Genomic DNA, 26,998 nt, shown 5'->3' with positions numbered 1-26,998 from the left:
NAAAAAAAAAAAAAAAAAATACTTAAAGAAAAAGATTTTTTAAAATATTCTTATATATTTTGCTTAATATATATAAATCTTGAATTTTTACACATTCATTAATCTTATGTATAGTTTTATTAACTGGTCCAAGTTCTAAAATTTCTGAATTCATTAAAGAAAAAAAACGACCGTCTGATGTGCCTCCAGAAGTAGATAAAATAGGAGAAATTTTAGAATATTTAATAATAGAATCCATCACAATATTTAATAATTTTCCTGAACTAGTAATAAAAGGATCTCCTGAAAAAAACCAGGATATTTTATTTTTTAAATTATTCTTTTTAAGGAAATATTTAATTTTAGAACAAATAACTTCTTTTTTAATTTCAGGATTATAACGAATATTAAAACCGATCTTTATAAAATTAGGAATCATATTTGTAATATTCATATTTCCAGCAGAAATATAAAAAATTTGTAATTCACTGGGTTGAAAATAAAAATTTCCCGAATCTAATTCTAGATTTAATAAATTTTTAATAAAAAGAAAAGATTTATGAATAGGATTCTCTGCAAATTCAGGATATGCAATATGTCCTTGTATTCCATAAATCTTTACTATTGCACTTAAAGATCCTCGTCTTCCATTTTTAATACAATCACCCAAAATTTTATTACTTGTAGGTTCCCCTACTAAACAATAATGTATTTTTTCTTTTCTATTTCTCAAAATTTGTACAACTTTTTTAGTGCCATCATAAGCTCGGGATTCTTCATCTGATGTAAATAAAACAGAAATTCTCCCATCATATGAAGAATATTTTTTTACAAAACTTTCAATTGCAATGATCATAGAAGAAATTGAACCTTTCATATCCGCAGCCCCTCGTCCAAATAAATAACCATTAATCATGGTTGGTTTGAACGGAGGAGTTTTCCATTTTTTAATGTTTCCAGCAGGAACAACATCTGTATGACCAACAAAAGTTAAAGTTTTTCCAGTTCCCCGATATGCCCATAAATTATTCGTATTGTTAATTTTAATATTTTCTATAGTAAAACCAATATTTTTTAATCGTGCAGAAAGAATATCCTGACACCCTAAATCTAAAGGACTAATAGAAGGAATTTTAATTAAATCTTGACTTAAATTAATAATAGAATTAAGCATATTTTCCTTGTATTAAAAAAATCATTTCTTATTTTTTTTAACATTTATATTTTTTTTTTAATTAAATTAATTGATTTTTCAATAATATTTTCCACAGTAAAACCAAATTTTTTAAATAAATCATTTGCAGGAGCAGATTCACCAAAATTTTTCATCCCAATAATATCTCCTTCTAAACCAACATATTTATACCAGTAATCTGAAAAACTTGCTTCAACCACAATTCTTTTTTTAATTTTTTTAGGTAAAACACTCTCTTGATAAGAAAAATTTTGACTTTCAAAAACATCTACTGATGGTAAAGAAACAACACGAACTGAATATCCTAAACGAATTAATTTTTTTGCAGATAAAATAACTAATCCTAATTCTGAACCTGTAGATATTAAGATAATATCTAATTTTTCAGAACTATCAATTATTATATATCCTCCTTTTTTAATATTCTCAATTTGATTACTAGATCTTTGAACAAAATTTAAATTTTGTCTAGATAAAATCAATGCAGTAGGTCCATTTTTTCTTTCTATAGCATACTTCCAAGCAAATAAAGTTTCTAAACAATCAGCAGGTCTCCAAACACTCATATTTGGAGTAGATCTTAAATTACTTAATTGTTCTATAGGTTGGTGTGTAGGACCATCCTCTCCTAAACCAATAGAATCATGAGTATAAATTAAAATATGTCTTGTTTTCATTAATGCAGACATTCTTACAGCATTCCGTGCATATTCTGAAAATATTAAAAAAGTTGCTGTATATGGAATAAATCCTCCGTGTTGAGAAATTCCGTTTGCAATAGAAGTCATACCAAACTCTCGAACACCATAATGAATATAGTTTCCAGAAAAATGCTTATTAATTGACTTTGAACCAGACCATTTAGTTAAATTACTTGGAGCAAGATCTGCAGATCCACCGATAAATTCTAAAATATGAGGACTAAAATATTCAATAATTTCCTGTGATGCTTGTCTAGTAGATATATTTTTTTTAGAAAACTTTAATTTCTTAATTAAATCATTAGTAATTTTCTTCCAATTTTCTGGAAGTTTTTTATTCATACGACGCATATATTCATTAGCTAAATTCGGATACATCTTTTTATATTCTACAAACATTTTATTCCAATTTTCTTCTAATTTTTTCCCTTTTTTTTCAGCATTCCATTCTTTATAAATAAAATTTGGTATTTCAAATTTTTTATATTTCCAGTTTAATTTTTTTTTAGATAACAATATTTCTTCTTCTCCTAAAGGAGAACCATGTGAATCTGCAGTACCAGATTTATTTGGTGCACTAAATCCAATCACTGTATTAAAAATAATAATCACTGGCTTTTTCTTAATCAATTTTGCATCATAAATTGCATTAAAAATAGCCTTCCTATCATGTCCATCTATGTTATCAATCACATGCCAATTATAAGATTCAAACCTTTTTTTAACGTTTTCAGAAAACCAACTATGTATTTTCCCGTCTATCGAAATATTATTTTTATCATAAAATAAAATTAACTTTTCTAACTGTAAAGTCCCAGCCAATGAACATACTTCATGTGAAATACCTTCCATTAAACAACCGTCACCAGCAAAAACCCAAGTATAATGATCGACAATTTTATAATCAGGTTTATTAAAATGTAATCCTAAAGTTCTTTCTGCAAGAGCCATTCCTACAGCAACTGCAATTCCTTGTCCTAAAGGTCCTGTTGTAGTTTCTATTCCTGGAGTCTGACCAACTTCAGGATGTCCTGGAGTTTTTGAATTTAATTGTCTAAATTTCTTTAAATCAGAAATTGTTAAATCATAGCCTGTTAAATGCAATAAACTATATAAAAGCATTGAGCCATGACCATTAGATAAAATAAATCTATCTCTATTATCCCATAATGGATTTTTTGGATTATGCTTAAAAAAATCACGCCATAAAACTTCTGCAATATCTGCCATTCCCATAGGCATTCCTGGATGTCCAGAATTCGCTAATTGAACAGAATCCATACTTAAAACACGAATAGCATTTGCTAATTTCTTTTCAGAAAACATATTTTCCCCTTAATAAATAAAATGCAAAAATAAATTATTTGATATAAAAATTAAAAATTTTTTTCAACAATTTCTTCTAATAAACTTTGATCTATACCGAACTGTCGTATTCCTTCAGATAATTTTTCAACAGCCATTGGATCTTGATTATGCATCCATCTAAATTCAGATTCAGATAATTTATCAATAGGTTTTTTATAATTGTTGGAATGTTCTTTCAATTCACAAGATATTGGATCATTATTAGACCGAAGAATATTTAATAACTCAGGTGAAATAGTTAAACGATCACATCCAGATAAAGATAAAATTTGTTTAACATTTCTAAAACTCGCTCCCATAATAATTGTATTATAAGAATTTTTTTTATAATATTTATAAATTTTCTTTACAGAATTTACTCCAGGATCATTAAATTCATCATATGAATCTAATAAATTTTTAGATTTATACCAATCATATATTCTACCAACAAAAGGAGATATTAAAAACACATTCGCTTCAGCACAAGCACGCGCTTGAGAAAAAGAAAATAATAAAGTTAAATTACATTTAATATCTTCCTTCTCTAAAAATTTTGCAGCTTGTATACATTCCCATGTAGCAGCTAATTTTATTAATATTCTTGATCTTGACACTCCGTATTCTTGTTCATACATATTAATAATTTTATGAGCTTTTAAGATACTTTCTTCGGTATTAAAAGATAATCTTGAATCTACTTCACTAGATACAAATCCTGGTATTTTCTGTAAAATTTTTGCTCCAATACTTACAAGAATTTTATCTGTAGCATTAATAATTTTTTGTTTTTTATTTCCTCCGTTTTTATGAGCATAATTTATAGACTCTTTTAATAAATAATTATACTTCCGCATGTTAATTGCTTTTAAAATTAAAGAAGGATTAGTCGTTGCATCATGCGGACGATATTCGTCTATATTTTCAATGTCACCACTATCTATAACAACTTTTGTATAACTTTTTAGCTGATCTAATTGATTCATAAATGAAGTCTCCTATGAATAAATATACTATAAAGAACATTATATATTAAAAAAATCTTAATAATGATATTTTTCAAATTATTATCTTTTTTTATAAAATTTTTTTATAATTAAAACAGTATTTACTCCTCCAAATCCTAAACTAATTAACATACATGTTTTTAAATAAATTTCATGATAAGAAGTAATAATTTCAATATTTTGAATTCTAGGATCTAAAGTTTTTATATTAATACTTGGAGCAATAAAATTATTTTCTAACATTAATAACAAAAAAATCATTTCATGTGCACCAGAAGCTCCTAAAGAATGACCAGTCATAGATTTTGTAGAAGAAATTAATGGACATATCGAATTTTTAAAAACTTTTTTTATAGCATTAATTTCTACAATATCTCCTACTTTTGTAGAAGTAGCATGCACATTAATACAATCTATTTTCATAGGTTTTTTAAAAATTGATTTTTTTATACATCTAAATATTCCTTCTTCAGAAGGAAAAAAAAGACTGCTTCCATTAGAATTAGAACTATATGATATAATTTCACCATATATATGAGCATTTCTTGATAAAGCAGAATTCAATTCTTCTAAAACTAAAATTCCGCTTCCTTCTGAAAGAACAAAACCATCTCGGTCAATATCATAAACGCGAGAAGCTTTTTTAGGAAAATCATTATATTTTTTTGAAAGAGCATTAATTAAATCAAAACAATACGCAGTATTTAATTCTAATGCTTCTGCTCCACCAGAAAAAATTATATTTTGTTTTCCAGACTTAATTAATTCATATGCATGACCTATACAATTTGCAGAAGTTGCACATGCAGAACTAATAGAATAACTTATTCCATGAATTTTAAAAAGAGTAGATAAACAAGAAGAAATATTCGAATTCATTACTTTAAATAAATAATAAATATCTAAATTATTATTTTTTTTTGGAAAAAAATTTTTATTTAAAAAATTAAAATTTTTAATATTTAATGTATTATTTCTTGTTGAACAGAATCCCGTTCCAATAATTAAACCTACTTTATCATTTTTTTGATATTCTTCTTTTCTTAAAGAAGAATCTTTCAAAGCATCTTTCATAGCACAATAAGCATATATAGTTTCTATATTCATATACTTGAAAAGTTTTCTATATTTTCTACGAAAATTAAAATTTATCTTTCCCCAAACATGACTTTTCATACCAATTTTTTTCATTTCTTTTGAAAAAATAATTCCGGATTTTCCATGTTTTAAAGAACTTAAAACCGTTTTTTTATTTTTTCCAATATTTGATATTATTCCTAACCCAGTAACTACTACTCTATTCATAATTTTTCCTATTTAAAATATTTTTATAACAAACAAAAAATATCAATACATAATTATGATATAATTTTAAAAAAATAAAAAAATTTTAAAAAAATGATCAAAAATCATGGAAATCTTTTTATTATATCTACTCCAATAGGAAATATGTTAGATATCACTTATAGATCTGTAAAAATTCTTAAAAAAATTGATTATATTGCGTCTGAAAATTACAAAAAAACTCTAAGATTATTAAATAATTTTAATATTAAAAAACCTATCATTATTTTACATCAACATAATGAATACGAAAATCTAAAAAAAATTATCCAAGACCTTATTAATCAAAAAAATATTGCTTTAGTATCAGAAGCAGGAACTCCAACTATAAATGATCCAGGATTTTTATTAATTCGAGAATGTCATGTAAAAAAAATTAAAGTTATTCCGTTACCAGGAGCTTGTGCAATTATTACTGCATTAAGCGCATCTGGAATTCCATCAAATAGATTCTGTTTCGAAGGATTTCTTCCCTCTCAAAAAATAAAAAGAAAAAAAAAAATAAAATCTTTAAAATTTGAAAAAAGAACAATAATTTTTTTTGAATCTTCCCAAAGAATTATACAAACTCTTCAAAACTTATCAAAAGAATTTGGAAAAAATAGAAAAATCACAATCGCAAGAGAATTAACAAAATACTGGGAATCAATAAAATATATTACTATTGCAAACTTACTAAAAAAATATAAAAAAAACAAAATAATTTGTAAAGGTGAAATCGTACTAATCATTTCAGGATACAAAAAAAAACATAAAATATCTTTAAAAGTACAAAATACATTAAAAATTTTAAATAATTATTTTTCTTTAAAAAAAACTGCATTATTAACATCACAAATACATAAAACAAAAAAAAATCTTTTATATAAATATCTGCTAAAAAAACAAAATAGTGACAAAAACAAAAAAATATTATAATATTTAAGATGAAGTTGACCAGACAATCGCTCTTTAATATTATATATTAATTATCTTTTAAAGAGAGGAAAGTCCGGACTCTATAGGACACAAGAGCCAGATAACGTCTGGGAGATGAAAATCTACGAAAAGTGCCACAGAAAATAACCACCAAAATATTACATTAGAATATGTAATAACCGGAAAGGGTGAAAAGGAGCGGTAAAAGCGCACCGTATAAATTGGTAACAATTTATAGCTTAGGTAAACTCCTCTTGGAGCAAGGCCAAATATAGGTAAAATAGTATTTGTCCGTACTTAAACCTGGGTAGGCTGCTAGAACTAAATAGTAATATTTAGTCCAGATAAATGATTGTCTAAAACAGAACCCGGCTTATCGGTCAACTTCAAAGATAAAAAATATTAAAAAATTTTTATATTTTTAGCCTATCAAAAATATCGCTATTTTCCAGAAATAACCATTTCAGATATAAAAAAAGACCCTGATTGTATTTTTTTTCTGCAATCATAATCATTACTCATACAAACAATATTTTTATACATATCGAGTAAATTTCCAGAAATAGTAATTTCGCTAATTGCATACATAAATTTTCCGTTTTTTATAAAATACCCTGAAACACCTCGAGAAAAATCTCCATTAATTAAATTAACTCCATCCCCCATAAAGCTTGTAACAACAATTCCAGTATTCATTTTTCTTAATAAACTTTTAAATGATAAAATATTTTTTTGAAAAAAAATCCAATTATAAGTTCCACCTGAATGACCTGTATTTCGTAAATTTAACTTCCTAGAATAATAAGAATCTAACAACCAAGTTTGTAAAATTCCATTTTTAACAATAAATAAAGGTTTTGTTAAAATTCCTTCATTATCAAAAGGAAATGAATATAATCCTCCTTTTATATGAGGATCTTCAAATATATTTAACCATTGTGGAAAAATAGATTGTTTTAAACTATTTAATAAAAAAGTAGATTTTTGATAAACTTTTTCACCAGTAATAGCATGAGATAAATAAGAAAAAATGCTTGATGAAATTTCCGCAGTAAAAAGTACAGGTAATTTTTGAGTAGAAATTTTTCGAGAATTTAATCGAAATAAAGCTCTTTTTGAACATTTTTCTCCAATATATTTTGGAGATTCTAAATTATCTATTTTTCTTGAAATAGAATAATAATAATCTCGTTCTTTTTTTAAAGAATTATTCTCTTGTGCAATTGTACATGCTGATAAAAAATATTTACTAGATTTATATGTTTGAATAATTCCTTTTGTATTTCCAAAAGCAATAATAGAATCACTAGATGAAAAACAACTACCCTCAGTATTAATAATTTTATTATCAAAATTTAAAGCATATTTCTCAGTTAAATACGCTAATTTCACTTTATTTTGTAAATCTAAAGAAGATGGATGAAATAAATCAAGATCTAAAACTTTGTAAGATAAAATATCAAATTCAGGTAAATAACAATTTAAATCTGATTCGGTGTATTTAGAAATTTCAATAGCTGAATTTATTGTTTTTTTAAGACATTTATGACTTAAATCTGTAGATGAAGCTGTTCCTTTTTTGTTTTTTTTATATACTGTAATTGAAAAAAAAATATTAAAATTAAACTCTATATACTCTTTTAATCCATTTCTTATTGTAATATTATTATTATACGTTTTTTGAATAAATATATGTGCATCATCTACTTGATTCTGAATTTCTATCAAAGAATTTAAAATAATTTTTTTTAAATTTTTTTCTTGTTTTAAAATCTCTTCTCTTGCATACATTAGATTCTCCTGCTTTCTTTATATTAATTCATTTATTAGTATTTTTATCTAAAAATTACTTATAAAAGTATAAAACTAAAAATATAAAAACTTATAGCATGAAAAAAATTATTAAAAAGTTTTTTTCAAAATTCTAAAATTGCTATTATAATTTGTAAAACATATAATAAAAATTATATTTACAATTTTTGTTATGATCAATTTTTTCAAATAAAATTATGAATTTAAAAAAACTAAAACCCGGAAAAAAAATACCAGAAAAATTATATATCATTATTGAAATACCAGCTAATTCATATCCCGTAAAATATGAAATCAATAAAAAAAATAATATGCTCTTTGTAGATAGAATTATTCCTACAGCAATGTTCTATCCATGTAATTATGGATTTATTAATCAAACTTTATCTTTAGATGGAGATCCTCTAGATGCTTTAGTAATTACCAATTATCCTTTAATTTCATATTCTATTATTGAATGCAGACCTATAGGAATGTTAAAAATGGAAGATGAATCTGGATTAGATTGTAAAATAATATGCGTTCCTATTAATAAAGTTTGTAAAAAATATTCAAAAACTCAAGAAATAAAACATCTTTCTAAAAATTTATGTAAAAAAATAGAACATTTTTTTAAATATTATAAAAAATTAGAAAAAAATAAATGGACAAAAATTATCAAATGGGAAAACCAAAAAATTGCAAAACAAGAAATCATATCATCAATAAACAGATATAAACAACATAAAAATAGCAAAAAATAAAAAAATCTTATTTATTTCATAAAAAAAAAAGAAAAAAAAGAAGGTGAAAATGTCTAGAAAATGTCAAATTACAGGGAAAAAAAATCTCTCTGGAAATAAAAAATCTCATGCTTTAAATTCTACAAAAAGAAAATTTAATATTAATTTAAAAAACCATAAATTTTGGATATCTAAAAAAAAAAAATTTATTAAATTAAAACTTTCTACTAAAGCAATCAGAATAATCAATAAAAAAAGTATTGAAAAAGTTCTTGAAAAAATTAATTTTAAAAAAAATAAATAGAGAAAAAAATGGCTAAAAAAATACGAGAAAAAATAAAATTAATATCAACATTAAAAACAGGACATTATTATACAACAACAAAAAATAAAAGAAATACAACAAAAAAACTAGAATTAAAAAAATATGATCCTATTGCAAGAAAAAGAGTTTTATATAAAGAATATAAAATAAAATAAAATGTATTTTTTTCAAAAAATATTATCTTGTAATAAAATTAAATTTTATTTTTTTCAAAAATTTATATAAATAGTATAAAAATAATAAAATATTTTTATACTATATCAATATACTTAATCACATGTTTGATAAAAGATCAATTATTATAAAAAACATTTCATCAAAATAAATTCTTAAATAAGAAATAAAATAATATGCAAAAACATATAGTAATAAAATTCCTACAATAGAAATAATAGGAAAACTAATAGAAAAAATAGATAATTGTGGAAAAAACTTGTTTACAAAAAATAAAGTTAAATTGATAGATAACAAAATTAAAATAAAAGGAAATATAATTTGCAAACCACACATAAATACTAAACCAAATAATTGTACCAATAAATATAAAACATGAAAATGAAAATATTTTATACTTATAGGAATAATATCAAAACTTTTAACAATAATAGTAATGATCCATAAATGCCCATTTATTAATAAAAAAGAAAAAATAAACAAAATATTTAAAAAACGAGAAATAACTGGAAAATTTGTTCGATTTGTACTATCAAAAAAATTAAAAAAAGATAAACCTGTTTGAAGTCCTAAAATCTCACCTGCAACATTAACAATAGAAAAAATTAAATTTATACAAAATCCAATAAACATACCTATAATAATTTGTTGAAGAAAAATTATAAATCCATCAAAAGAAAAAATAGAACAATCAATAAGATTTGGGAAATTTTCAAAAATCACATAACTAAATAAAATAGATAAAATAACTTGAATATAAACATTTAAATAATTAGATAAAAAAGAAGACGTGAATAAAATAAAAAAAATTCTTATAGCTGGAAAAAAAACTGCATTTGTTAATGAAATGAAATTCTGTAAATTAATCATATTAATCTATTTTTACTAATAAATAATATATATTATGTTTTTAAATAAATCATGAATATAATTCACTAATAAATCTATCATCCAAGAACCAAAAAAAAACAAAATTATAAAAACTATAATAATTTTTGGTACAAAAGATAAAGTTTGTTCATTAATTTGTGTAGCTGCTTGAAAAATGCTAATAATTAATCCAACAAATAAAATAGAAAATAATAAAGGACAAGATAGTAAAAATAAAATTTTTATTGCATCAAAAAAAATATTTTCTAACGACATTTTATTCATTGTAAATACCTTTATTTTTTAAGTTAAGAAAAAAATAAAAATATTTTATTTTAATCATTTTTTATATTATATACGAAAACTATTTACTAATGACGTCACTAATAACTGCCAACCATCTGATATAACAAAAATAATGAGTTTTAATGGTAAAGAAATTGTAGATGGAGGAACCATCATCATTCCTAAAGACATCAAAACGCTAGAAATTAATAAATCAATAATTAAAAAAGGAATAAAAATAGTAACTCCAATTTTAAATGCTGTTTGTATTTCACTAATTATAAAAGCAGGTATCAGAACACGATTTGGTATATCTTCATTATTCTTAATTTCTTTTATATGCGCTAATTTTGTAAAAACTAACAAATCCTTTTTATGAGTTTGTTTTAACATAAAATCTCTTAAAGGTTTAAATCCTTTCTGAAAAGCAAGATCTATAGTTATTTTTTTCTGTGAAAAAGGAATATAAGCTGTATTATAGATTTTTTTACAAGTTGGTTCCATCACAAAAAAAGTTAAAAATAAAGATAAACTAACTAAAATATGATTAGACGGAAGATATGGAGTACCCATAGCATTTCTTAATAATCCAAAAACAATAATAAGCCTGGTAAAACAAGTCATAACTAAAAGTAAAACAGGCAAAACAGTTAAAAAAAATATAATAAAACAAATATTTAATGAAAATTTATCTGAAACAAAAAAATTGAAACTTTTTGAAATATCATGTATTAGATCCACATCATTAGCAAAAACACACGAAGGGAAAAAAGCAAGAAAAAAATATAAAAAAATGCGATACATAAGAATATTTTCTCAAAAATGTAATTTATTAAAATTAATATGTAAAATTTATATAAAAAAATATTTTTTATATCTCTTAAAAAATATAAAAATATTAAAAAATTTTTTTATTTCAATAGATAGATAATAAAAAAATTCAAAAAATTATTTATAATAAAACTTTAATTTTTTTTTTATTTTTTTTTATTTTTTTTTTATTTTTTTTTTATTTTCTTTATTTTTTTTCAAATTAAAAAATTTTTTTACAAATAAAATTTATATAACTGTTTTTTTTAAAATTATTCAAATAAAGTGATTTTGTAAAAATTAATTTTTTTTTGAATACTAAAGCATTGAAAAAGAAAAAAATTATTTATATAAATTATCTTTCATATGCAAATTTTTTCGAGTAAAAAAATTTTTCTATTATCCATGAATCTATATTTATTGTTAAAAGAGATAGAATAAATATTAAAAAACTATAAGATTTCTTTGTTTTTAAAACCTAAAACTGGAATAATAATTTCTTTTGTATTATTTTTGCTTATTTCCTGAAAAGAATTAATATTTTCAGTATTTTTTAAATATTCCTGATTATTTATAATTTGTCCGTTACTACTAAAAACATCTCCATATTGATTAATAATAATAATATTTTCTTTCTTTAAATCTACAATACTAGCTGATAATAAAAAAATTATTGCACGATATAAATTTGAATTTTTACTAATTTTTTCATCAACTTTTAAAAAAACAGATGCAGAAGAATGACTATTTTCATTAAAAAAAGACGTATTTTTTGCGCAAACAATATGTACTCGAGCACTCTTGACAAAATTTAATTTCTCGATAGTACGAGACAACTCACCTTCTAACGCTCTTTGATAATTTATTTGTTCAAGAAAAGAACTAATACCGAATTTTTCTTTATCTAATAATTCAAATCCTGGAAGATTGTTACTATCGGATTCTATATCATAAAGATGAGAATAAAATATTTCAATTTTACTGATAGGAATAGATAAAGAATCTGATTCAAAAGAATATTTGTAAGGAATCTTTAAAGAGATTAATTTTTGTATAACTGTTTGAACATTATTTTTTAAAGATATATTTTTATATACAATGATATAACTATTTTTATTTACTAAAAAAAAAGAAAAAGATAACATCATTACACTTAAAAACATAAATAAAATAAATATATATTTATTTTTTTTTAAATAAAAAAAAATATCATCAAAAAACGATTTATTTTTTTTACTATCATGATTAATAGAATTATTGTTCATATTTTTTTTAAATAACCTAAGTCAAAATATTGTAAAATATAATTTTATAGAAATAACTATTTCTAATAAAATAAAAAATTAAAAAAGAATTATCAAGTATATTTAAAATTTATAGTTTTTAATATATCATGATATAATTTTATATTAATATAAAAATTTTTATTTTTAAAGGAATATATGTATATAAATAAATATCATTATATTTTTAATATAAAGAGCAATTATTTAAAAGATCAATTCATTCATAATGAAAAAATAAATTGTAATAAGTTTTCTGAATATGTAAAAAAATCGTTAAAACAGGAAATAAAAACAGTTGATCTTATTTCACATCAAATAAACCACTTTAATATTAATAAAAATGATGAAAATTATATAACAAATATCATGGATAATATTCAAAAATCTCATATTTCTTTAAAAAATTTAGAAAAAATAAGAGATACATTAATTTCTACATATCATGAAATAATGAATATACAAATATAAAAATAAAGATTTAATTCCTATAATCTTGTACTAAAAAATGTCTTTAGTACAAGATTTTACTAAAAAATAATTTTTTTATTATTGAATTAAAATTTTTATTTGGAAAATTAAAAATTTTCTTCAAAAAAATTTTTTATTAAACATTTCTTTATAAAAGTTTATAAAAAAATTATAAAAAATTTTTTTTATAATATTTTAAAAAATTTTTTAATTTCATTAAAGATCTTTTTTTTCCTAAAAAAAACATAATCTGATTGATTCCAATAGAACTAAATTTACCAATTAATGCTATTCTAATCGGACATATAATATCTTTAATTAATACATTAAATTTTTTTGACAAATTTTTTATAACCATAAAAATTTTTTTTACATCCCATAAAGAAATTTTTAAAAATTCTTCATAAGATCTCTTTAAAATTTCTACAGAATTGATATTAAAATAACTTTGAAATTTTCTTTTATCAAATTTTATCCAAGTATCTTGATAAAAAAAAGAAACTTCATTAAATAAATCAAGAATTGTCTCGGAACGAGGAGTAAAAACAGAAATAACATCATCCAAAACAGGACCATTATTAAAATCTATTTTCTTCTTTATAAAACTTTTTATTAAAAGATCTTTTATTATAGATTTTTTAGTAGAATTTATATAATATTTATTCATCCATCGCAATTTTTTAATATCAAATATACTAGAAGATTTTGTAATAGATTTAAAATTAAATAAACTAATCATTTCTTTTAAACTAAAAATTTCTTTATTTCCATGTGACCATCCTAAACGAACAATATAATTTAAAATTGCTTCAGACAAATAACCTAATTTTTTATATTTTAATATACTTAATAAATTATTTCGCTTAGAGAGAATTTTTTTATCATGATTTAAAATCATAGATAAATGTGCATATTTTGGAATTTTTGCACCTAAAGAATTTAAAATATTTATCTGACGAGGAGTATTATTAATATGATCTTCTCCTCTGATTATATGAGTAATTTTAGAATTCATGTCATCAACAACAACACAAAAATTATATGTAGGAATACCATTCTCTCTTTGAATAATTAAATCGTCTAACTCTGAATTATTTACAGTAATTTTACCTCTGATAATATCGTGAAAAGACACTTTTCCAAATATTGGATTTTTAAATCTAACAACATATTTATTTAAATTAAAAATATTGGGCTTTAAATTTCTACATGCTCTATTGTATTGTTTCTTCACTCCTTTTAAAGATTGAATTTTTTTTATATAATTTAATTTTTCATTTCCGCAATAACATTTATACGCTAAACCTTCTTTTAACATAAAACAAATAATTTTTTTATAATCACTTATTCTTTGACTTTGAAAATAAGGACCTTCATTCCAATACAACTTCAACCATTTTAATGTTTGAATAATATTGGTTGAAAATTTTTTATGAGATCTAGTAAGATCTGTATCTTCAATTCTTAATATAAAAACTCCATTATTCTTTTTAGCATATAACCATGAATATAATGCAGTACGAATATTTCCAAAATGTAATTCTCCAGTTGGACTAGGAGCAAAACGTGTTCTAATTAACATAATTTCTCTTATTAATAAATATAATTTTGTTTTTATGTAAAAATATTATATAATAAATAAAAAATAAAAAATTTAAATAAAATTATTTTCTTATTTTTTTCTTAAAAATTAATATAAAGAAAATTTTATAAAAATATAAATTTTTTAAAGGGTGATTAGCTCAGTTGGTAGAGCGCCTCTCTTACACGGAGGATGTCGGCGGTTCAAATCCGTCATTACCCATGAAATTTTTTTAAAGAAGAGGGTCGTTAGCTCAGCTCGGTAGAGCAGTTGACTTTTAATCAATTGGTCGCAGGTTCAAATCCTGCACGACCCAAAAAAAAACTAAAAAAAAATATAAAATTAATTTTTAGAAATTTTTTTTAGAAAATCATTTTCTTTAATTATTTTTATTCCTAATTTCTTTGCATAAAATATTTTTTTTCCTGGATTTTTACCTTGAATAACTAAATTCACTTTTTTTGAAATACTTTTTTTAATTTCAGCTCCTAAATTTTTTAATTTATTACATAAAACTTTTCTAGAAAAATCTTTAAAAACACCAGTAATTAAAATTGTTTTGTTTAAAAAAAAAGAAAATTTTTTATTATTTTTATCTTTTTTTTTATACGATTTTACATGTATATTATAATTATTAATTAACTTAAAAATAATATTCCTATTATTTTTATTCTGAATAAAATTAATAAAATTTTTCGTAATTTTTTTTCCTATACCACAAACTTCTATAAGATCTTCTTCTTTTAAATCTAAAATTTTATTTAAATTTTTAAAATTTTTTGCAATTTTTTTAGATACTACCTGTCCTACTCCATGAATTCCAAAAGATAAAATAAATTTATCTAAATTTATTGATTTGAATTTCTTAAAAGATGTAAGAATATTTTTAGAAAATTTTTTTCCTACATTTTTTAAATTATTTAAAGTATGAAAATCTAATCCAAAAAAATCTATTGGATTTCGAAATCCCATTTTATCTACTAATTGATTAATAATATTAGGACCTAAATCTTTTATTTTAAAAGAAGTTTTAGAAAAAAAATATACTAAACGTTTTTTTATTTGTTCTAAACAAAAAAAATAATTTGTACAAAAATTCTTTTTACTCTTACTTGTAATCTCTAAAAAAGATCTACAAGAAGGACACTTTTCTGGAAAATGTATGCGAATCAATCTCTTTTTTGTATTAATTGTTTCTTTTCTGACAACTTGAGGTATAACATCTCCAGCTCTACAAACAAAAATTCTATCATTAATGTGTAAATTTAATTTATCTAAAAAAAATTTATTATGTAAAGAAGCTTTCTTAATAGTTATTCCAGAAATCTTGACAGGAACAAAATGCGCTACTGGAGTAATTGAACCTGTTCTACCTACATGAAAAGTGACTTTTTTTAAAATTGTTTTCTTTTCTTGATTAGGAAATTTATACGCAATAGCCCATCGAGGAGATCGAGATCTTACACCTAATTTCTTTCTTAATTTTAAATCATCTACTTTAATTACAATACCATCTACATCATAGTTTAATAAAAATCTTTCATTTTTTATTTGTGAATAAAATTTTAAAATTTTTTTTATAGATGATGAATAAATAATTTTTTCACTAATATTAAACCCCCATTTTTTAATTTTAAGAAGAATATTATAATAACTATTATCTAAAAAAAAATTAAAAACTTCAAAACCATGACAAATAAAAAATAATTTTCTATTTTTTAAATTTAAAAAATTCTTCTGAAGTAATGATCCAGATGCTAAATTACGAGCACTAGAAAATTTATTTCTTTTTAAAAAAGAATTTTTTTTATTTAATTTTATAAAATCCTTTTTTAAAATTAACACTTCCCCACGAATTTCCATCAATTTAGGAATATTTTTTCCATTTATTTTAATAGGTATAGATTTTACAAAAAAAATATTTTGTGTAATATCTTCTCCCTTTTCTCCGTCTCCTCTAGTAGATGCCTTTCTTAAAACTCCATTTTTATAAATTAAATTAACAGCAATCCCATCCAATTTTAATTCACATACAAAATTTACTAAAAATTCGTTTTTATATTTTAAAATCTTTGTATAAAAATTCAAAAATTTCTTTTCTGTAAAAACATTTTCTAATGACAACATCGGAGTCAAATGTTTATTTAAAGATAATTTAGAAAAAATTTTTGAACCAATTGTTCTTGTAGGAGAAGAAAAATAAATTTTTTTATATTTTTTTTCTAATAACTTTAATTTATTAAATAAAATATCATATTCATGATCTGAAATAACAGGTTTCCCTAAACAAAAGTATAAATAATTATGATAAATTAAAGATTTCTGTAATAACTTAATTTTTTTTTCTATTTTATTCATATAAAATTTTCAGAAATATATTGAAATAAACTATATATTATTGCAAAAAAAACTTTCTTAAAATATTTATTCTACAATTCTATTTCTAAACTTTTTTGTAAAAAAAATTTTAAAATCTATCTAGAAAAAATATTTTATTTTTTTATAAGAATTGTAAGATTAATGTTAATATAAAGTTTATTTCTTCTTTAAAGAAACAAAAAAATTGTAAAATAATCTTTAAATAAAATTTTTTTTTATTTAATTAATATTTAGCGCATTAAAAAGATAATAATTTTAATCAAGGAATATTCCTATCATGTTTGAAAAAAAAATATATATTAACTCACCAAATGGTTTACATACTAGACCTGCAGCACAACTTGTGCAAGAAGCAAAAAAATATAATTCAAAAATTACAATAACTTCAAATGGTAAAACAGCAAACGCAAAAAGTCTATTTAAATTACAAACATTAGGGTTAAGTCAAGGAAGCAAGATAACTTTATCTGCTAATGGATCAGATGAAAAAAAAGCAATCGAAAAATTATCTACTCTAATGAAAAAACTCATATAAAAAACTTATTTATTAGAAAAATATTTTATAAATAAAATTTTTCAAAAATATTTACATATTAAACATTTATAATTCATTTTATTCAAAGGTAATGTCATGATTTCAGGAATTTTAGCATCGCCAGGCATTGTTTTTGGAAAAGCCCTCCTTTTTAAAGAAAAAAAAATAAACATTAACGTAAAAAAAATCTCTAAAAAGAATATTAATATAGAAATTGAAAAATTTTTTAAAGCAAGAAAAAAATCAAAAAAACAACTAAAAGAAATACAAAATCAAGCAAAAAAAAAATTTGGAAAAGAAAAATCGTCTATCTTTGAAGGTCATATATTAATATTAGAAGATGAAGAATTAGAAAAAGAAATTATTTCTTTAATTAAAAAAAAAATGATTACTTCTGATCATGCTGTAGAAAAAATAATTCAAGAACAAATTTCATCATTAGAAAAATTAAAAGATGAATATTTAAAAAATAGAGCAATAGATATTAGAGATATAGGAAATAGATTATTAAAAAATATATTAAAAATACCTATTATTGATTTAAATAATATTCAAAAAAAAGTAATTCTTATAACAAAAGATTTAACTCCATCTCAAACTGCACAAATGAATTTTAAAAAAATACTCGGTTTTGCAACAGATTTAGGAGGAAAAACATCTCATACATCTATTATGGCTAGATCTTTAGAAATACCAGCTATAGTTGGAATGGGAAATATTACAGAAAAAATAAAAAATAACGACTATATAATATTAAATGGCATTGATAATGAAATTATTATAAATCCGTCAAAACAACAAATTAAAGAATTCAAAATAATTAGGAAACAATATTTCGAAAAACAAAAAAAATTAATTTCCCTAAAGAAAGTACATGCAATTACTTTAGACGGAAAAAAAATAAAAATAGGATCAAATATAGGAAATTACAAAGACACTATTGGATCTAAAAAATATGGAGCTGAATGTATTGGTCTTTACAGAACAGAATTTTTATTCATGGGTAGAAATAACTTACCATCTGAAGAAGAACAATTTCAAGCGTACAAAAAAGTTGCAAAAAAAATGCATGGAAAACATATTATTATTAGAACAATGGATATTGGAGGAGATAAAAATCTTTCATACATGAATTTTCCTCCAGAAGAAAATCCCTTTCTTGGATGGAGAGCAATTAGAGTTTCTATTAATAATATTCAAATTTTACATGATCAACTTAAAGCTATTCTACGCGCTTCAGCTTATGGAAAATTTAAAATAATGTTTCCAATGATAATATCTATGGAAGAAATTTATTTTTTAAAACAAGAATTAAATAAAATCAAAATAAAACTTAAAAAAAATAAAATAAAATTTGATAAGAAAATAGAATTAGGCGTTATGATAGAAACACCTTCATCTGCTATAATTTCTAAACATCTTGCAAAAGAAGTTGATTTTTTTAGTATTGGAACTAATGATCTTACGCAATACACATTAGCTGTAGATCGAGGAAATGAAATTATCTCAAATTTATATCAACCTATGAGTCCTTCCGTCTTATATTTAATAAAAAAAGTAATCAAAGAATCACATAAAGCAAAAAAATGGACTGGAATATGCGGTGAACTTGCAAGTAATGAAAAAGCAATTTCTTTACTAGTAGGTATGGGAATAGATGAATTAAGTATGAGCTCAATCTCTATACCAATTATTAAAAATATTATTAGAAAAATTAATTTTAAAAAAGCAAAAATACTAGCTAAAAAAGTTCTTCAACAATCTACAGTAAAAAAAATAAAAAAATTACTTAAAAAATTTAATAAAGAAAATAATCTGTTATGAAAATAATAAATATCAATAGGAGAAAATAATGAGCTTTATTTCAAATTTTTTTCAAAAAAAAGATGCTCATTTAGATGATAAAATAAAAATTTTTGCTCCAATTTCTGGTAATGTTATATCAATAAAAAAAGTCCCAGACATAGTTTTTTCAAAAAAAATAGTCGGAGATGGAATAGCTATAAATCCTACCGGAAATAAAATAGTTGCACCTATAGATGGAAAAATAGGAAAAATTTTTCATACATTACATGCTTTTTCAATTGAATCTAAACAAGGAATACAAATTTTTGTACATTTTGGAATCGATACTGTAAAATTAAAAGGAAAAGGATTTGAATCTTGTATAAAAGAAGGTCAAAAAGTAAAAAAGGGAGATTTAATAATTAAAATAGACCTAAAACTATTAAAAAAAACAGCAAAATCAATTATTACTCCTGTGGTAATTTCTAATACAGATAAGATGAACATTATAGAAAAAAAAATTGGAAAAATAATTGTTGCAGGAAAAAATGTAATTATGTATGTTAAAAAAAAATAAAAAAAATATTTAAACGGCGTGAAATCGCCGTTTAAAAATATTTTTAGAAAAAAATATTTTTTAAAATAAAAATTTTGTAAAAAAAAATTTTATTGAAATATTTATCTTGAATTTAAAAATAATTTTTATTTAATTAAAAAAATTTTTAATCTATAAATATCTAATAAAATAGTTCTTACTCTAATTAACTCTTGATTAATAAAAAAACCTTTAAATCCTTTTTTAATAATAAATTGTATTGAAACAGAACTTAAAATAAAAAAAACAATTTTTAAAAAATTTCCCACTTTCTTTTCTCGGCAATTATATCTACATTCTGAAAAAAAAATACAAAAATCACTTAAAATTCCTATTTTAAAAATTTTTATTGGATTTCTCCAAATATTCATACGATTAAATAAAAGAACAATTTTTTCCGAAGATTCAAAAAAAATGTTATGTAAAAAAAAATAATTATTTGCAATAATAATCGATAAATTTTGAATAAAATTAGGAATCTCTAATCTAGATAACATATTTTTAATTAAATGATCTTTAAAAATTTTTTTATGTGAAAAAAATTTATTTTTTTGAACAAGAAAATTATAATAAACTAAAAATTGACAAAAAAAAGAAAATCTTAAATCAACTGAAAAATTTTTTTTTGAAAAATTAGAAAAAGAAAATAAAAATTGTTCACCTAAATTATAATATCTAAATAAAAAATAATTAATTTTATATAAATAATCAATCTCTGGGAACAATACAGATAACGCATTACATTTTTTTAAAACAAAAAAATACATATGAGGTGTTTTAGTATTAAGAGCTTTTTTTGTTTCGTTCCATATTCTATGAGAAGTTAAAAAAGACAGTTCACAATTTTTTACAATATTTTTCATTAAAAAAATTGTTTCTTTCGCAATTCTAAAACCTAAATGAGATAATTGTGCAGAAAACCTAGCTACTCTTAATACTCTTAGCGGATCATCTTGAAAATCTTTAGAAATATGCCTTAATAATCCTAATTGAATATCTTTCATTCCATTTAAAGGATCAATTAACACTCCATTTTTATCTTTTGCAATCGCATTAATTGTTAAATCTCTTCTCATTAAATCTTCATATAAAGTGACTTTTTTTGAATAATATGTTTTAAATCCTTTATAACCTACACCACTTTTTTTTTCTGTTCTTGCTAAAGAATATTCCTCAGAAGTTATAGGATGTAAAAAAACTGGAAAATCTTTCCCCACTTGTTTGAATTTCTTTTGAATTAATTCTTCAGGAGTAGAACCAACAACAACCCAATCTCGATCTTTGATAGGTAAATTTAATAAAAAATCCCTGACAGCTCCTCCAACTAAATAAACTTTCATTTATCATCCTAAAAAAATTATTTATTTTTTTGCAAAATATATAAAAAAATTTTGAGATATAAATTTTATTCATTTATTATAAAATATTTTTTAAAGCACAAAAAATTTTTCTTTACAAACTATAAGCATTTCAATTTTTTCATAATAAAAAAAATTTAAAAAAAAATTCTATAACAATTATATTAAAATTTTTATATTTAAAAAATTTTTTAGATAATTAATTATAAACTTGTAAAGTTTATAAACGAAAATAAAATATTTCAAATATTACTAATAAAATTCAAATTCATCTTTGAATTATAAATTTTTAACTTAGGATCAACGTAAATATTTAAATTTGATTGAATTTGATTTAATTGAAATTTTAACATTCCTAAATAAGCTATCATAGCTGCATTATCTGTACAAAATTCAGGACGTACAAAAAAAATTTCTCCTTTACATTTAGAAACCATATGTCTTAATTTTCTTCTTAATAAAATATTTGCACTCACTCCTCCAGAAATTACTAAACGTTTTAATCGAGTTTTTTTCAATGCATGTTTACATTTTGTTACTAAAACATCTGTAATAGATTCTTCAAAAGCATTTGCAACATCAGATATCAATTGAAAATCTAACATAGATTGCTTTTTAATAAAATTTACTACTGCAGTTTTTAAACCTGAAAAACTAAAATCTAAATTATTTGTTTTCAACATTGGTCTCGGAAAAAAATACTTATTAAAATTTCCAAATTTAGAGATTTTTGCAATTTCCGGCCCACCAGGATAATTTAAATTTAAATTTTTGGCTACTTTATCAAATACTTCTCCAGCGCTATCATCGCGAGTTTTACCTAAAAGACTATATTTTCCAAATTTATGTGCATAAATTAATTCAGTATGTTTTCCAGAAACTAACATTCCTATAAAAGGAAAGATCGGACATTTTTTTTCCATCATAATAGAGATTAAATGCGCTTCCAAATGATTCACTAAAACAGTAGGAATATTTAAAGAATAAGCTAATGCGGATCCAAAAGTTGCACCAACTAACAAAGAACCAATTAATCCAGGTCCACAAGTATACGCAATAGCATTAATTTTTTTAAAATTTATATTTAAATTTTTAGAAATTTTTTCTATTAAAAATGAAATATTTAATGTATGTTCTCTAGAAGCTATTTCAGGAACAACTCCACCATATTTATTATGTATTAATGATTGATTAAATTTTTCATTAAAAATTAATCCATTTTCATCATCATATATGGCAATTCCTGTATCATCACATGAAGTTTCAATACCTAGAATTTTCATATTTTTTAAAAATTATAAAATAATATTGATTATAACTGATTTCAAATGATAAATTTGATAAACTATGTAAATTTAGAAAAATAAAAAAAAAAGTAAAAAAAATACAGGAAAAAATATGCCAATAATAAAAGTTAGAGAAAACGAACCATTTGACGTTGCTTTAAGACGTTTTAAAAGATCTTGTGAAAAAGCTGGAATATTATCAGAAATTCGTAGAAGAGAATGTTATGAAAAACCTACTACAGCAAGAAAAAGAGCAAAAACAGCTGCAATAAAAAGATTATCAAAAAAACTATGTAGAGAAAATTTAAAAAGAAAACGTATGTATTAATTTAAATTTTTATTTCATTTATGAAACCGTTCATATTAAAAATAGGAACGGTAATTTTATTTATTTTTTAAAAAATTCTTTTCAAAAATATGATGCGAAACATTCCAAAAGATTTTATTAATGAATTACTATCAAAAACAAATATCGTAGATTTAATTAAATCGAAAATTAATCTAAAAAAAAAAGGAAAAAATTACCAATCAAAGTGTCCTTTTCACGAAGAAAAAACTCCTTCTTTTATTGTAAATAATGAAAAACAAATTTATCATTGTTTTGGATGCAATATGCATGGAAATGCAATTGATTTTTTAATGCATTATGATGGATTTACATTTATTGAATGCATAGAAGAATTATCTATATTAAATAATACATATATTCCGTATAAAAAAAATAATTATAAATTATATCAAGAATATGGAAAAAAAAAAAAATTATATGATTTAATGAAAAATATATCTTATATATATCATAAAAATTTAAATCAAAAACAATCTATAAAAATTTTAAATTATATTAAAAAAAGAGGAATAAAAAAAAAAATATTCAATTTATTTTTATTAGGATATGCCAATTTAAAAACAACACAACAAATCTTAAATATTTCTAGAAATTATAATACTCAAGATTTAATTAATACAGGAGTGATCAATATAAATTATTCTGGAAAAAAATATGATAGATTTCATAATAGAATTATATTTCCAATCAGAGATCAACATGGAAAAATAAATGGTTTTGGAGGCAGACTATTAAAAATCAATAATCAATTTCCAAAATATATCAATTCTCCTGAAACAAAAATATTTCATAAAAAAAAACAAATATATGGATTGTATGAATTAAAAAAAAAAAATAATCTAAAATATTTAATTGTAGTGGAAGGATATTTTGATGTTATTGTTTTAAAACAATTCAATATTAAAAATGTCATTTCAATATTAGGAACATCTTGTACAAAAGAACATTTAAAAAAAATGTTTAATATGACTAATACAATTATATTTTGTTATGATGGAGATAAAGCTGGAAGAAAAGCATCATGGCAAACTCTTATAAACTCTTTACCTTATTTATATAAAAAAAAATATTTAAAATTTATATTTCTTCCTAAAAATGAAGATCCAGATTCAATTATACAAAAAGAAGGAAAAAAATCTTTCAAAAAAAGAATAAAAAATGCAATATATATGTCAGAATATTTTTTTAAAAAAATTAAAAAAAAACATAATATTAAAACAGTGGAAGGTAAAAAAAATTTTTTTTATGACTCAATGTCTTTAATTAATAAGATCCCAAATAAAATTTATCAATTTTTTTTATATAAATTATTAAAAAAAAAAATTGGAATATCTAATAATGATAATTTTAAAAAAATATTTACAAAAAAACACATATGTAAAAAAAAAAAATATAGCTTAATGCGAATTTTAATTAGTTTGATTGTACAAAATCCTCAATTACATAAGTTGCAATTAAACCTTCCAAAAATCTCTAAAATCAAAAATAAAGGAATCCCAATATTTTTAAATATAATAGAAACATGTAAAAAAAAAAAAATATTAAATACAGGAATACTATTAGAAGAATATAGAAACAAGAAAATATACTTTATTTTAAAATATTTTTCTAACTGGGAAAATATGATTTCGCAAAAAAAAGTAAAAAAAACATTTTTAGAAATACTAAATTACCTATATATAAAAAAAATAAAAAAAAAAATTAAAAAAATACTTCTTAAGGAGAAAAATAATAATCTTAAAAAAAAAGATAAAATAAAAATTTGGTCTTTAAAAAAAAAAATACTTCAAATAAAAAAATCTTAAAAATTATTGTTTTTTATAAAAAAATAATTTTTTTAAAAAAAAAAAAAATTTTATAAAAAAAAAAAAAAAAAAAAAAAAAAAAAAAAAAAAAAAAAAAAAGAAAATAAAAAAAATTTCTATCTCATTTAAATTAATAAAATGGACATTATCTTATGGATAAAAAAAAAAAATCACAGCTAAAATCGCTTATTAAACATGGCAAAGTGCAAGGATTTTTAACTTTTTCTGAGATTAACGACCATTTACCAGAAGATATGATTGATTCAGAACAAATTCAAGATATTCTTCAAATAATTAATGACATGGGAATTGAAGTCGTTGAAAAAGTACCTGATTCTGATGATTTAATTATCAATCCTAATCATAATAATACTGATGAAGATGCAGTTGAGGCTGTTACACAAGTATTATCAAATGTAGAGACAGAATTGGTTCGTACAACAGATCCAATAAGAATGTATATGCGAGAAATGGGCACAGTAGAATTATTAACAAGAGAAGGTGAAATAGAAATTGCTAAAAGAATTGAAGAAGGAATAAAAGAAGTTCAATCATCAGTCTCAGAATATCCTAAATCTATAACATATTTGTTAAAACAATATGATCATATTAAATCTGGAAAAATAAAACTTTCAGATGTTATCATAGGATTTTTAGATCAAAAAAAATCAAAAAATAAAAAAAAATATACTAAAAAAAAATATACGATAGAAAGAAAAAAAATCCAATCTATTCAAGAAGAACAAATTAACACTCATGAAGATGAAATTGATATAACATTAGCACAAAAAAAATTTTTAGAATTAAAAAAACAATATATTATCACGCATAATACAATTAAAAAAAAAAAAAGAAATCATAAAGATTCTATTCAAGAAATTAAAAAATTATCTTTAATATTTAAACAATTTAAATTAGCACCTAAGCAATTCAATTACCTCATTAAAAATATGCGTTATGTTGTACAAAAAATTCGAAAACATGAAAAAAATTTAATGAAATTATGTATAGAAAAATGCAAAATTCCTAAAAAAATATTTATAAAACTTTTTTTAGAATATGAAACAAATCAAAAATGGATAGAAATCATTAAAGAAATGAATCAAAAATGGAAGAAAAAATTACTAAAAATTGAAAAAATAATAAAATATAGAATAAACAAATTAATTAAAATTGAAAAAAAAATTAATTTAACTATTAGTCAAATTAAAAATATCAATAAAAAAATCGTACTTGGAGAAAATAAAGCAAAATATGCAAAAAAAGAAATGGTAGAAGCAAATTTAAGATTAGTCATCTCTATTGCAAAAAAATATACCAATAGAGGGTTACAATTTCTTGATTTAATCCAAGAAGGAAATATCGGATTAATGAAAGCAGTTGATAAATTTGAATATCGTAGAGGATATAAATTTTCCACATACGCTACATGGTGGATTAGACAAGCAATAACTCGATCAATTGCTGATCAAGCAAGAACTATTCGAATACCAGTACATATGATAGAAACAATAAATAAATTAAATAGAATATCAAGAAAAATTTTACAGAAAATAGGAAGAGAACCAACACCAGAAGAACTTTCTGAAAAAATGTTTATTTCAGAAGAAAAAATTAGAAAAGTTCTTAAGATCGCCAAAGAACCAATTTCTATGGAAACCCCTATCGGAGATGATGAAGATTCTCATTTAGGAGATTTTATTGAAGATACTTCTTTAGAACTTCCTTTAGATTCAGCGACATCAAAAAGTTTAAAAAATGCAACAAATAATATTCTTTCTAGTCTTACTCCAAGAGAAGCAAAAGTTTTACGTATGAGATTTGGAATTGATATGAATACAGATCACACGTTAGAAGAAGTAGGTAAACAATTTGATGTAACTAGAGAAAGAATACGACAAATTGAAGCTAAAGCATTAAGAAAATTAAGACATCCTAGCAGATCAGAAATTTTAAAAAGCTTTTTAGATGATTAACTTTTTTTTTTAAATAAAAAATAAAAAAAAATTAATATTTTTAAATAAAATATCGTTAACAATAATTATATAAGATTATTGTTAACAAAATAAAATCATTCAAAA

Annotated in this window: 24 protein-coding genes, 2 tRNA genes and 1 other RNA gene; 14 read left to right on the top strand and 13 right to left on the bottom strand. The window is 21.6% G+C overall.

Annotated elements, in window-relative coordinates; all coding sequences use genetic code 11:
* Window positions 1-22 precede the first annotated feature (22 nt).
* The 4 genes from dapE to AB4W52_RS00320 form a co-directional block, all read right to left on the bottom strand.
* A complete protein-coding gene (gene dapE, locus AB4W52_RS00335) occupies window positions 23-1,153 on the bottom strand; it encodes a succinyl-diaminopimelate desuccinylase (protein WP_367675370.1) in 1,131 nt (376 codons plus the stop codon).
* A gap of 44 nt (window positions 1,154-1,197) precedes the next feature.
* Window positions 1,198-3,201 (bottom strand): transketolase, encoded by a 2,004-nt coding sequence (tkt, locus tag AB4W52_RS00330; RefSeq protein WP_367675369.1) that lies wholly within the window; start codon window positions 3,199-3,201, stop codon window positions 1,198-1,200.
* A 50-nt stretch (window positions 3,202-3,251) separates the two neighbouring features.
* Window positions 3,252-4,208 (bottom strand): transaldolase, encoded by a 957-nt coding sequence (gene tal, locus AB4W52_RS00325; protein ID WP_367675368.1) that lies wholly within the window; start codon window positions 4,206-4,208, stop codon window positions 3,252-3,254.
* Between the two features lie 81 nt (window positions 4,209-4,289).
* A complete protein-coding gene (locus AB4W52_RS00320; RefSeq protein WP_367675367.1) occupies window positions 4,290-5,534 on the bottom strand; it encodes a beta-ketoacyl synthase N-terminal-like domain-containing protein in 1,245 nt (414 codons plus the stop codon).
* 93 nt (window positions 5,535-5,627) lie between these two features.
* On the opposite strand from AB4W52_RS00320, the gene rsmI reads away from it, so the two are divergent.
* Together rsmI and rnpB are read left to right on the top strand one after the other, a co-directional pair.
* Window positions 5,628-6,491 (top strand): 16S rRNA (cytidine(1402)-2'-O)-methyltransferase, encoded by an 864-nt coding sequence (gene rsmI, locus AB4W52_RS00315; protein ID WP_367675366.1) that lies wholly within the window; start codon window positions 5,628-5,630, stop codon window positions 6,489-6,491.
* 10 nt (window positions 6,492-6,501) lie between these two features.
* An RNA gene (gene rnpB / locus AB4W52_RS00310) (RNase P RNA component class A) lies at window positions 6,502-6,883 on the top strand.
* A gap of 49 nt (window positions 6,884-6,932) precedes the next feature.
* On the opposite strand, the gene pmbA is transcribed toward rnpB, so the two are convergent.
* Window positions 6,933-8,282 carry a metalloprotease PmbA gene (gene pmbA, locus AB4W52_RS00305; protein ID WP_367675365.1) on the bottom strand — a complete coding sequence of 450 codons (1,350 nt, stop codon included), beginning with the start codon at window positions 8,280-8,282 and terminating at the stop codon, window positions 6,933-6,935.
* 218 nt (window positions 8,283-8,500) lie between these two features.
* On the opposite strand from pmbA, the gene ppa reads away from it, so the two are divergent.
* Genes ppa through rpmG form a run of 3 tightly spaced genes read left to right on the top strand, consistent with a single transcriptional unit; the run spans window position 8,501 to window position 9,505 of the window.
* Window positions 8,501-9,046, top strand: a complete 546-nt coding sequence (gene ppa, locus AB4W52_RS00300) for an inorganic diphosphatase (RefSeq protein ID WP_367675364.1) — start codon at window positions 8,501-8,503, stop codon at window positions 9,044-9,046.
* 49 nt (window positions 9,047-9,095) lie between these two features.
* Window positions 9,096-9,329 carry a 50S ribosomal protein L28 gene (gene rpmB, locus AB4W52_RS00295; protein ID WP_367675363.1) on the top strand — a complete coding sequence of 78 codons (234 nt, stop codon included), beginning with the start codon at window positions 9,096-9,098 and terminating at the stop codon, window positions 9,327-9,329.
* A gap of 8 nt (window positions 9,330-9,337) precedes the next feature.
* The gene (gene rpmG / locus AB4W52_RS00290) at window positions 9,338-9,505 is read left to right on the top strand and encodes a 50S ribosomal protein L33 (RefSeq protein WP_367675362.1); all 168 of its coding nucleotides are present in this window, start codon (window positions 9,338-9,340) and stop codon (window positions 9,503-9,505) included.
* A 118-nt stretch (window positions 9,506-9,623) separates the two neighbouring features.
* Here rpmG and AB4W52_RS00285 read toward each other — a convergent pair whose 3' ends face one another.
* From AB4W52_RS00285 to AB4W52_RS00270, 4 genes are all read right to left on the bottom strand, one after another.
* Window positions 9,624-10,394 (bottom strand): flagellar biosynthetic protein FliR, encoded by a 771-nt coding sequence (locus AB4W52_RS00285; RefSeq protein WP_367675361.1) that lies wholly within the window; start codon window positions 10,392-10,394, stop codon window positions 9,624-9,626.
* Window positions 10,395-10,409: 15 nt separating this feature from the next.
* Window positions 10,410-10,679 carry a flagellar biosynthesis protein FliQ gene (gene fliQ, locus AB4W52_RS00280; RefSeq protein WP_367675360.1) on the bottom strand — a complete coding sequence of 90 codons (270 nt, stop codon included), beginning with the start codon at window positions 10,677-10,679 and terminating at the stop codon, window positions 10,410-10,412.
* Window positions 10,680-10,745: 66 nt separating this feature from the next.
* Window positions 10,746-11,483 carry a flagellar type III secretion system pore protein FliP gene (gene fliP, locus AB4W52_RS00275; protein ID WP_367675359.1) on the bottom strand — a complete coding sequence of 246 codons (738 nt, stop codon included), beginning with the start codon at window positions 11,481-11,483 and terminating at the stop codon, window positions 10,746-10,748.
* 458 nt (window positions 11,484-11,941) lie between these two features.
* Window positions 11,942-12,754, bottom strand: a complete 813-nt coding sequence (locus tag AB4W52_RS00270) for a hypothetical protein (RefSeq protein ID WP_367675358.1) — start codon at window positions 12,752-12,754, stop codon at window positions 11,942-11,944.
* 177 nt (window positions 12,755-12,931) lie between these two features.
* Here AB4W52_RS00270 and AB4W52_RS00265 point away from each other — a divergent pair, with 177 nt between their 5' ends.
* On the top strand, window positions 12,932-13,243 hold the full coding sequence (locus AB4W52_RS00265; protein ID WP_367675357.1) for a flagellar hook-basal body complex protein FliE: 312 nt from the start codon (window positions 12,932-12,934) through the stop codon (window positions 13,241-13,243).
* Between the two features lie 169 nt (window positions 13,244-13,412).
* On the opposite strand, the gene gltX is transcribed toward AB4W52_RS00265, so the two are convergent.
* Window positions 13,413-14,825, bottom strand: a complete 1,413-nt coding sequence (gene gltX, locus AB4W52_RS00260; protein WP_367675356.1) for a glutamate--tRNA ligase — start codon at window positions 14,823-14,825, stop codon at window positions 13,413-13,415.
* A 149-nt stretch (window positions 14,826-14,974) separates the two neighbouring features.
* On the opposite strand from gltX, the gene AB4W52_RS00255 reads away from it, so the two are divergent.
* Both AB4W52_RS00255 and AB4W52_RS00250 read left to right on the top strand, forming a co-directional pair.
* Window positions 14,975-15,047, top strand: a tRNA-Val gene (locus AB4W52_RS00255).
* A 20-nt stretch (window positions 15,048-15,067) separates the two neighbouring features.
* Window positions 15,068-15,141, top strand: a tRNA-Lys gene (locus tag AB4W52_RS00250).
* 26 nt (window positions 15,142-15,167) lie between these two features.
* Here AB4W52_RS00250 and ligA read toward each other — a convergent pair.
* A complete protein-coding gene (gene ligA, locus AB4W52_RS00245) occupies window positions 15,168-17,183 on the bottom strand; it encodes an NAD-dependent DNA ligase LigA (RefSeq protein WP_367675355.1) in 2,016 nt (671 codons plus the stop codon).
* Window positions 17,184-17,481: 298 nt separating this feature from the next.
* On the opposite strand from ligA, the gene AB4W52_RS00240 reads away from it, so the two are divergent.
* The 3 genes from AB4W52_RS00240 to crr all read left to right on the top strand — a co-directional run bounded on the left by AB4W52_RS00240 (window position 17,482) and on the right by crr (window position 20,101).
* Window positions 17,482-17,739, top strand: a complete 258-nt coding sequence (locus AB4W52_RS00240) for an HPr family phosphocarrier protein (RefSeq protein WP_367675354.1) — start codon at window positions 17,482-17,484, stop codon at window positions 17,737-17,739.
* A 96-nt stretch (window positions 17,740-17,835) separates the two neighbouring features.
* A complete protein-coding gene (gene ptsI, locus AB4W52_RS00235; RefSeq protein ID WP_367675353.1) occupies window positions 17,836-19,563 on the top strand; it encodes a phosphoenolpyruvate-protein phosphotransferase PtsI in 1,728 nt (575 codons plus the stop codon).
* 28 nt (window positions 19,564-19,591) lie between these two features.
* Window positions 19,592-20,101 carry a PTS glucose transporter subunit IIA gene (gene crr / locus AB4W52_RS00230; protein WP_367675352.1) on the top strand — a complete coding sequence of 170 codons (510 nt, stop codon included), beginning with the start codon at window positions 19,592-19,594 and terminating at the stop codon, window positions 20,099-20,101.
* Window positions 20,102-20,226: 125 nt separating this feature from the next.
* On the opposite strand, the gene AB4W52_RS00225 is transcribed toward crr, so the two are convergent.
* Both AB4W52_RS00225 and tsaD read right to left on the bottom strand, forming a co-directional pair.
* Window positions 20,227-21,459 carry a tRNA CCA-pyrophosphorylase gene (locus AB4W52_RS00225; RefSeq protein ID WP_367675351.1) on the bottom strand — a complete coding sequence of 411 codons (1,233 nt, stop codon included), beginning with the start codon at window positions 21,457-21,459 and terminating at the stop codon, window positions 20,227-20,229.
* A 260-nt stretch (window positions 21,460-21,719) separates the two neighbouring features.
* Window positions 21,720-22,760, bottom strand: coding sequence for a tRNA (adenosine(37)-N6)-threonylcarbamoyltransferase complex transferase subunit TsaD (gene tsaD / locus AB4W52_RS00220; protein ID WP_367675350.1), 1,041 nt, complete (start codon window positions 22,758-22,760; stop codon window positions 21,720-21,722).
* Window positions 22,761-22,875: 115 nt separating this feature from the next.
* On the opposite strand from tsaD, the gene rpsU reads away from it, so the two are divergent.
* The 3 genes from rpsU to rpoD all read left to right on the top strand — a co-directional run bounded on the left by rpsU (window position 22,876) and on the right by rpoD (window position 26,893).
* Entirely contained in the window at window positions 22,876-23,091 is a 216-nt protein-coding gene (rpsU, locus tag AB4W52_RS00215) for a 30S ribosomal protein S21 (protein WP_367675349.1), read from the top strand.
* 89 nt (window positions 23,092-23,180) lie between these two features.
* Window positions 23,181-24,917, top strand: a complete 1,737-nt coding sequence (dnaG, locus tag AB4W52_RS00210) for a DNA primase (protein WP_367675348.1) — start codon at window positions 23,181-23,183, stop codon at window positions 24,915-24,917.
* Between the two features lie 152 nt (window positions 24,918-25,069).
* On the top strand, window positions 25,070-26,893 hold the full coding sequence (gene rpoD, locus AB4W52_RS00205; RefSeq protein WP_367675347.1) for an RNA polymerase sigma factor RpoD: 1,824 nt from the start codon (window positions 25,070-25,072) through the stop codon (window positions 26,891-26,893).
* Window positions 26,894-26,998: the final 105 nt, after the last annotated feature.

It is taken from the genome of Buchnera aphidicola (Chaetosiphella stipae setosa), from assembly GCF_964059095.1.
In the GTDB taxonomy this organism is placed as follows: Bacteria; Pseudomonadota; Gammaproteobacteria; order Enterobacterales; family Enterobacteriaceae; genus Buchnera_J; species Buchnera_J aphidicola_BP.
The sequence above is the reverse complement of the archived record's forward strand: the minus strand, read 5'-3'. Positions and strand labels throughout refer to the sequence as shown.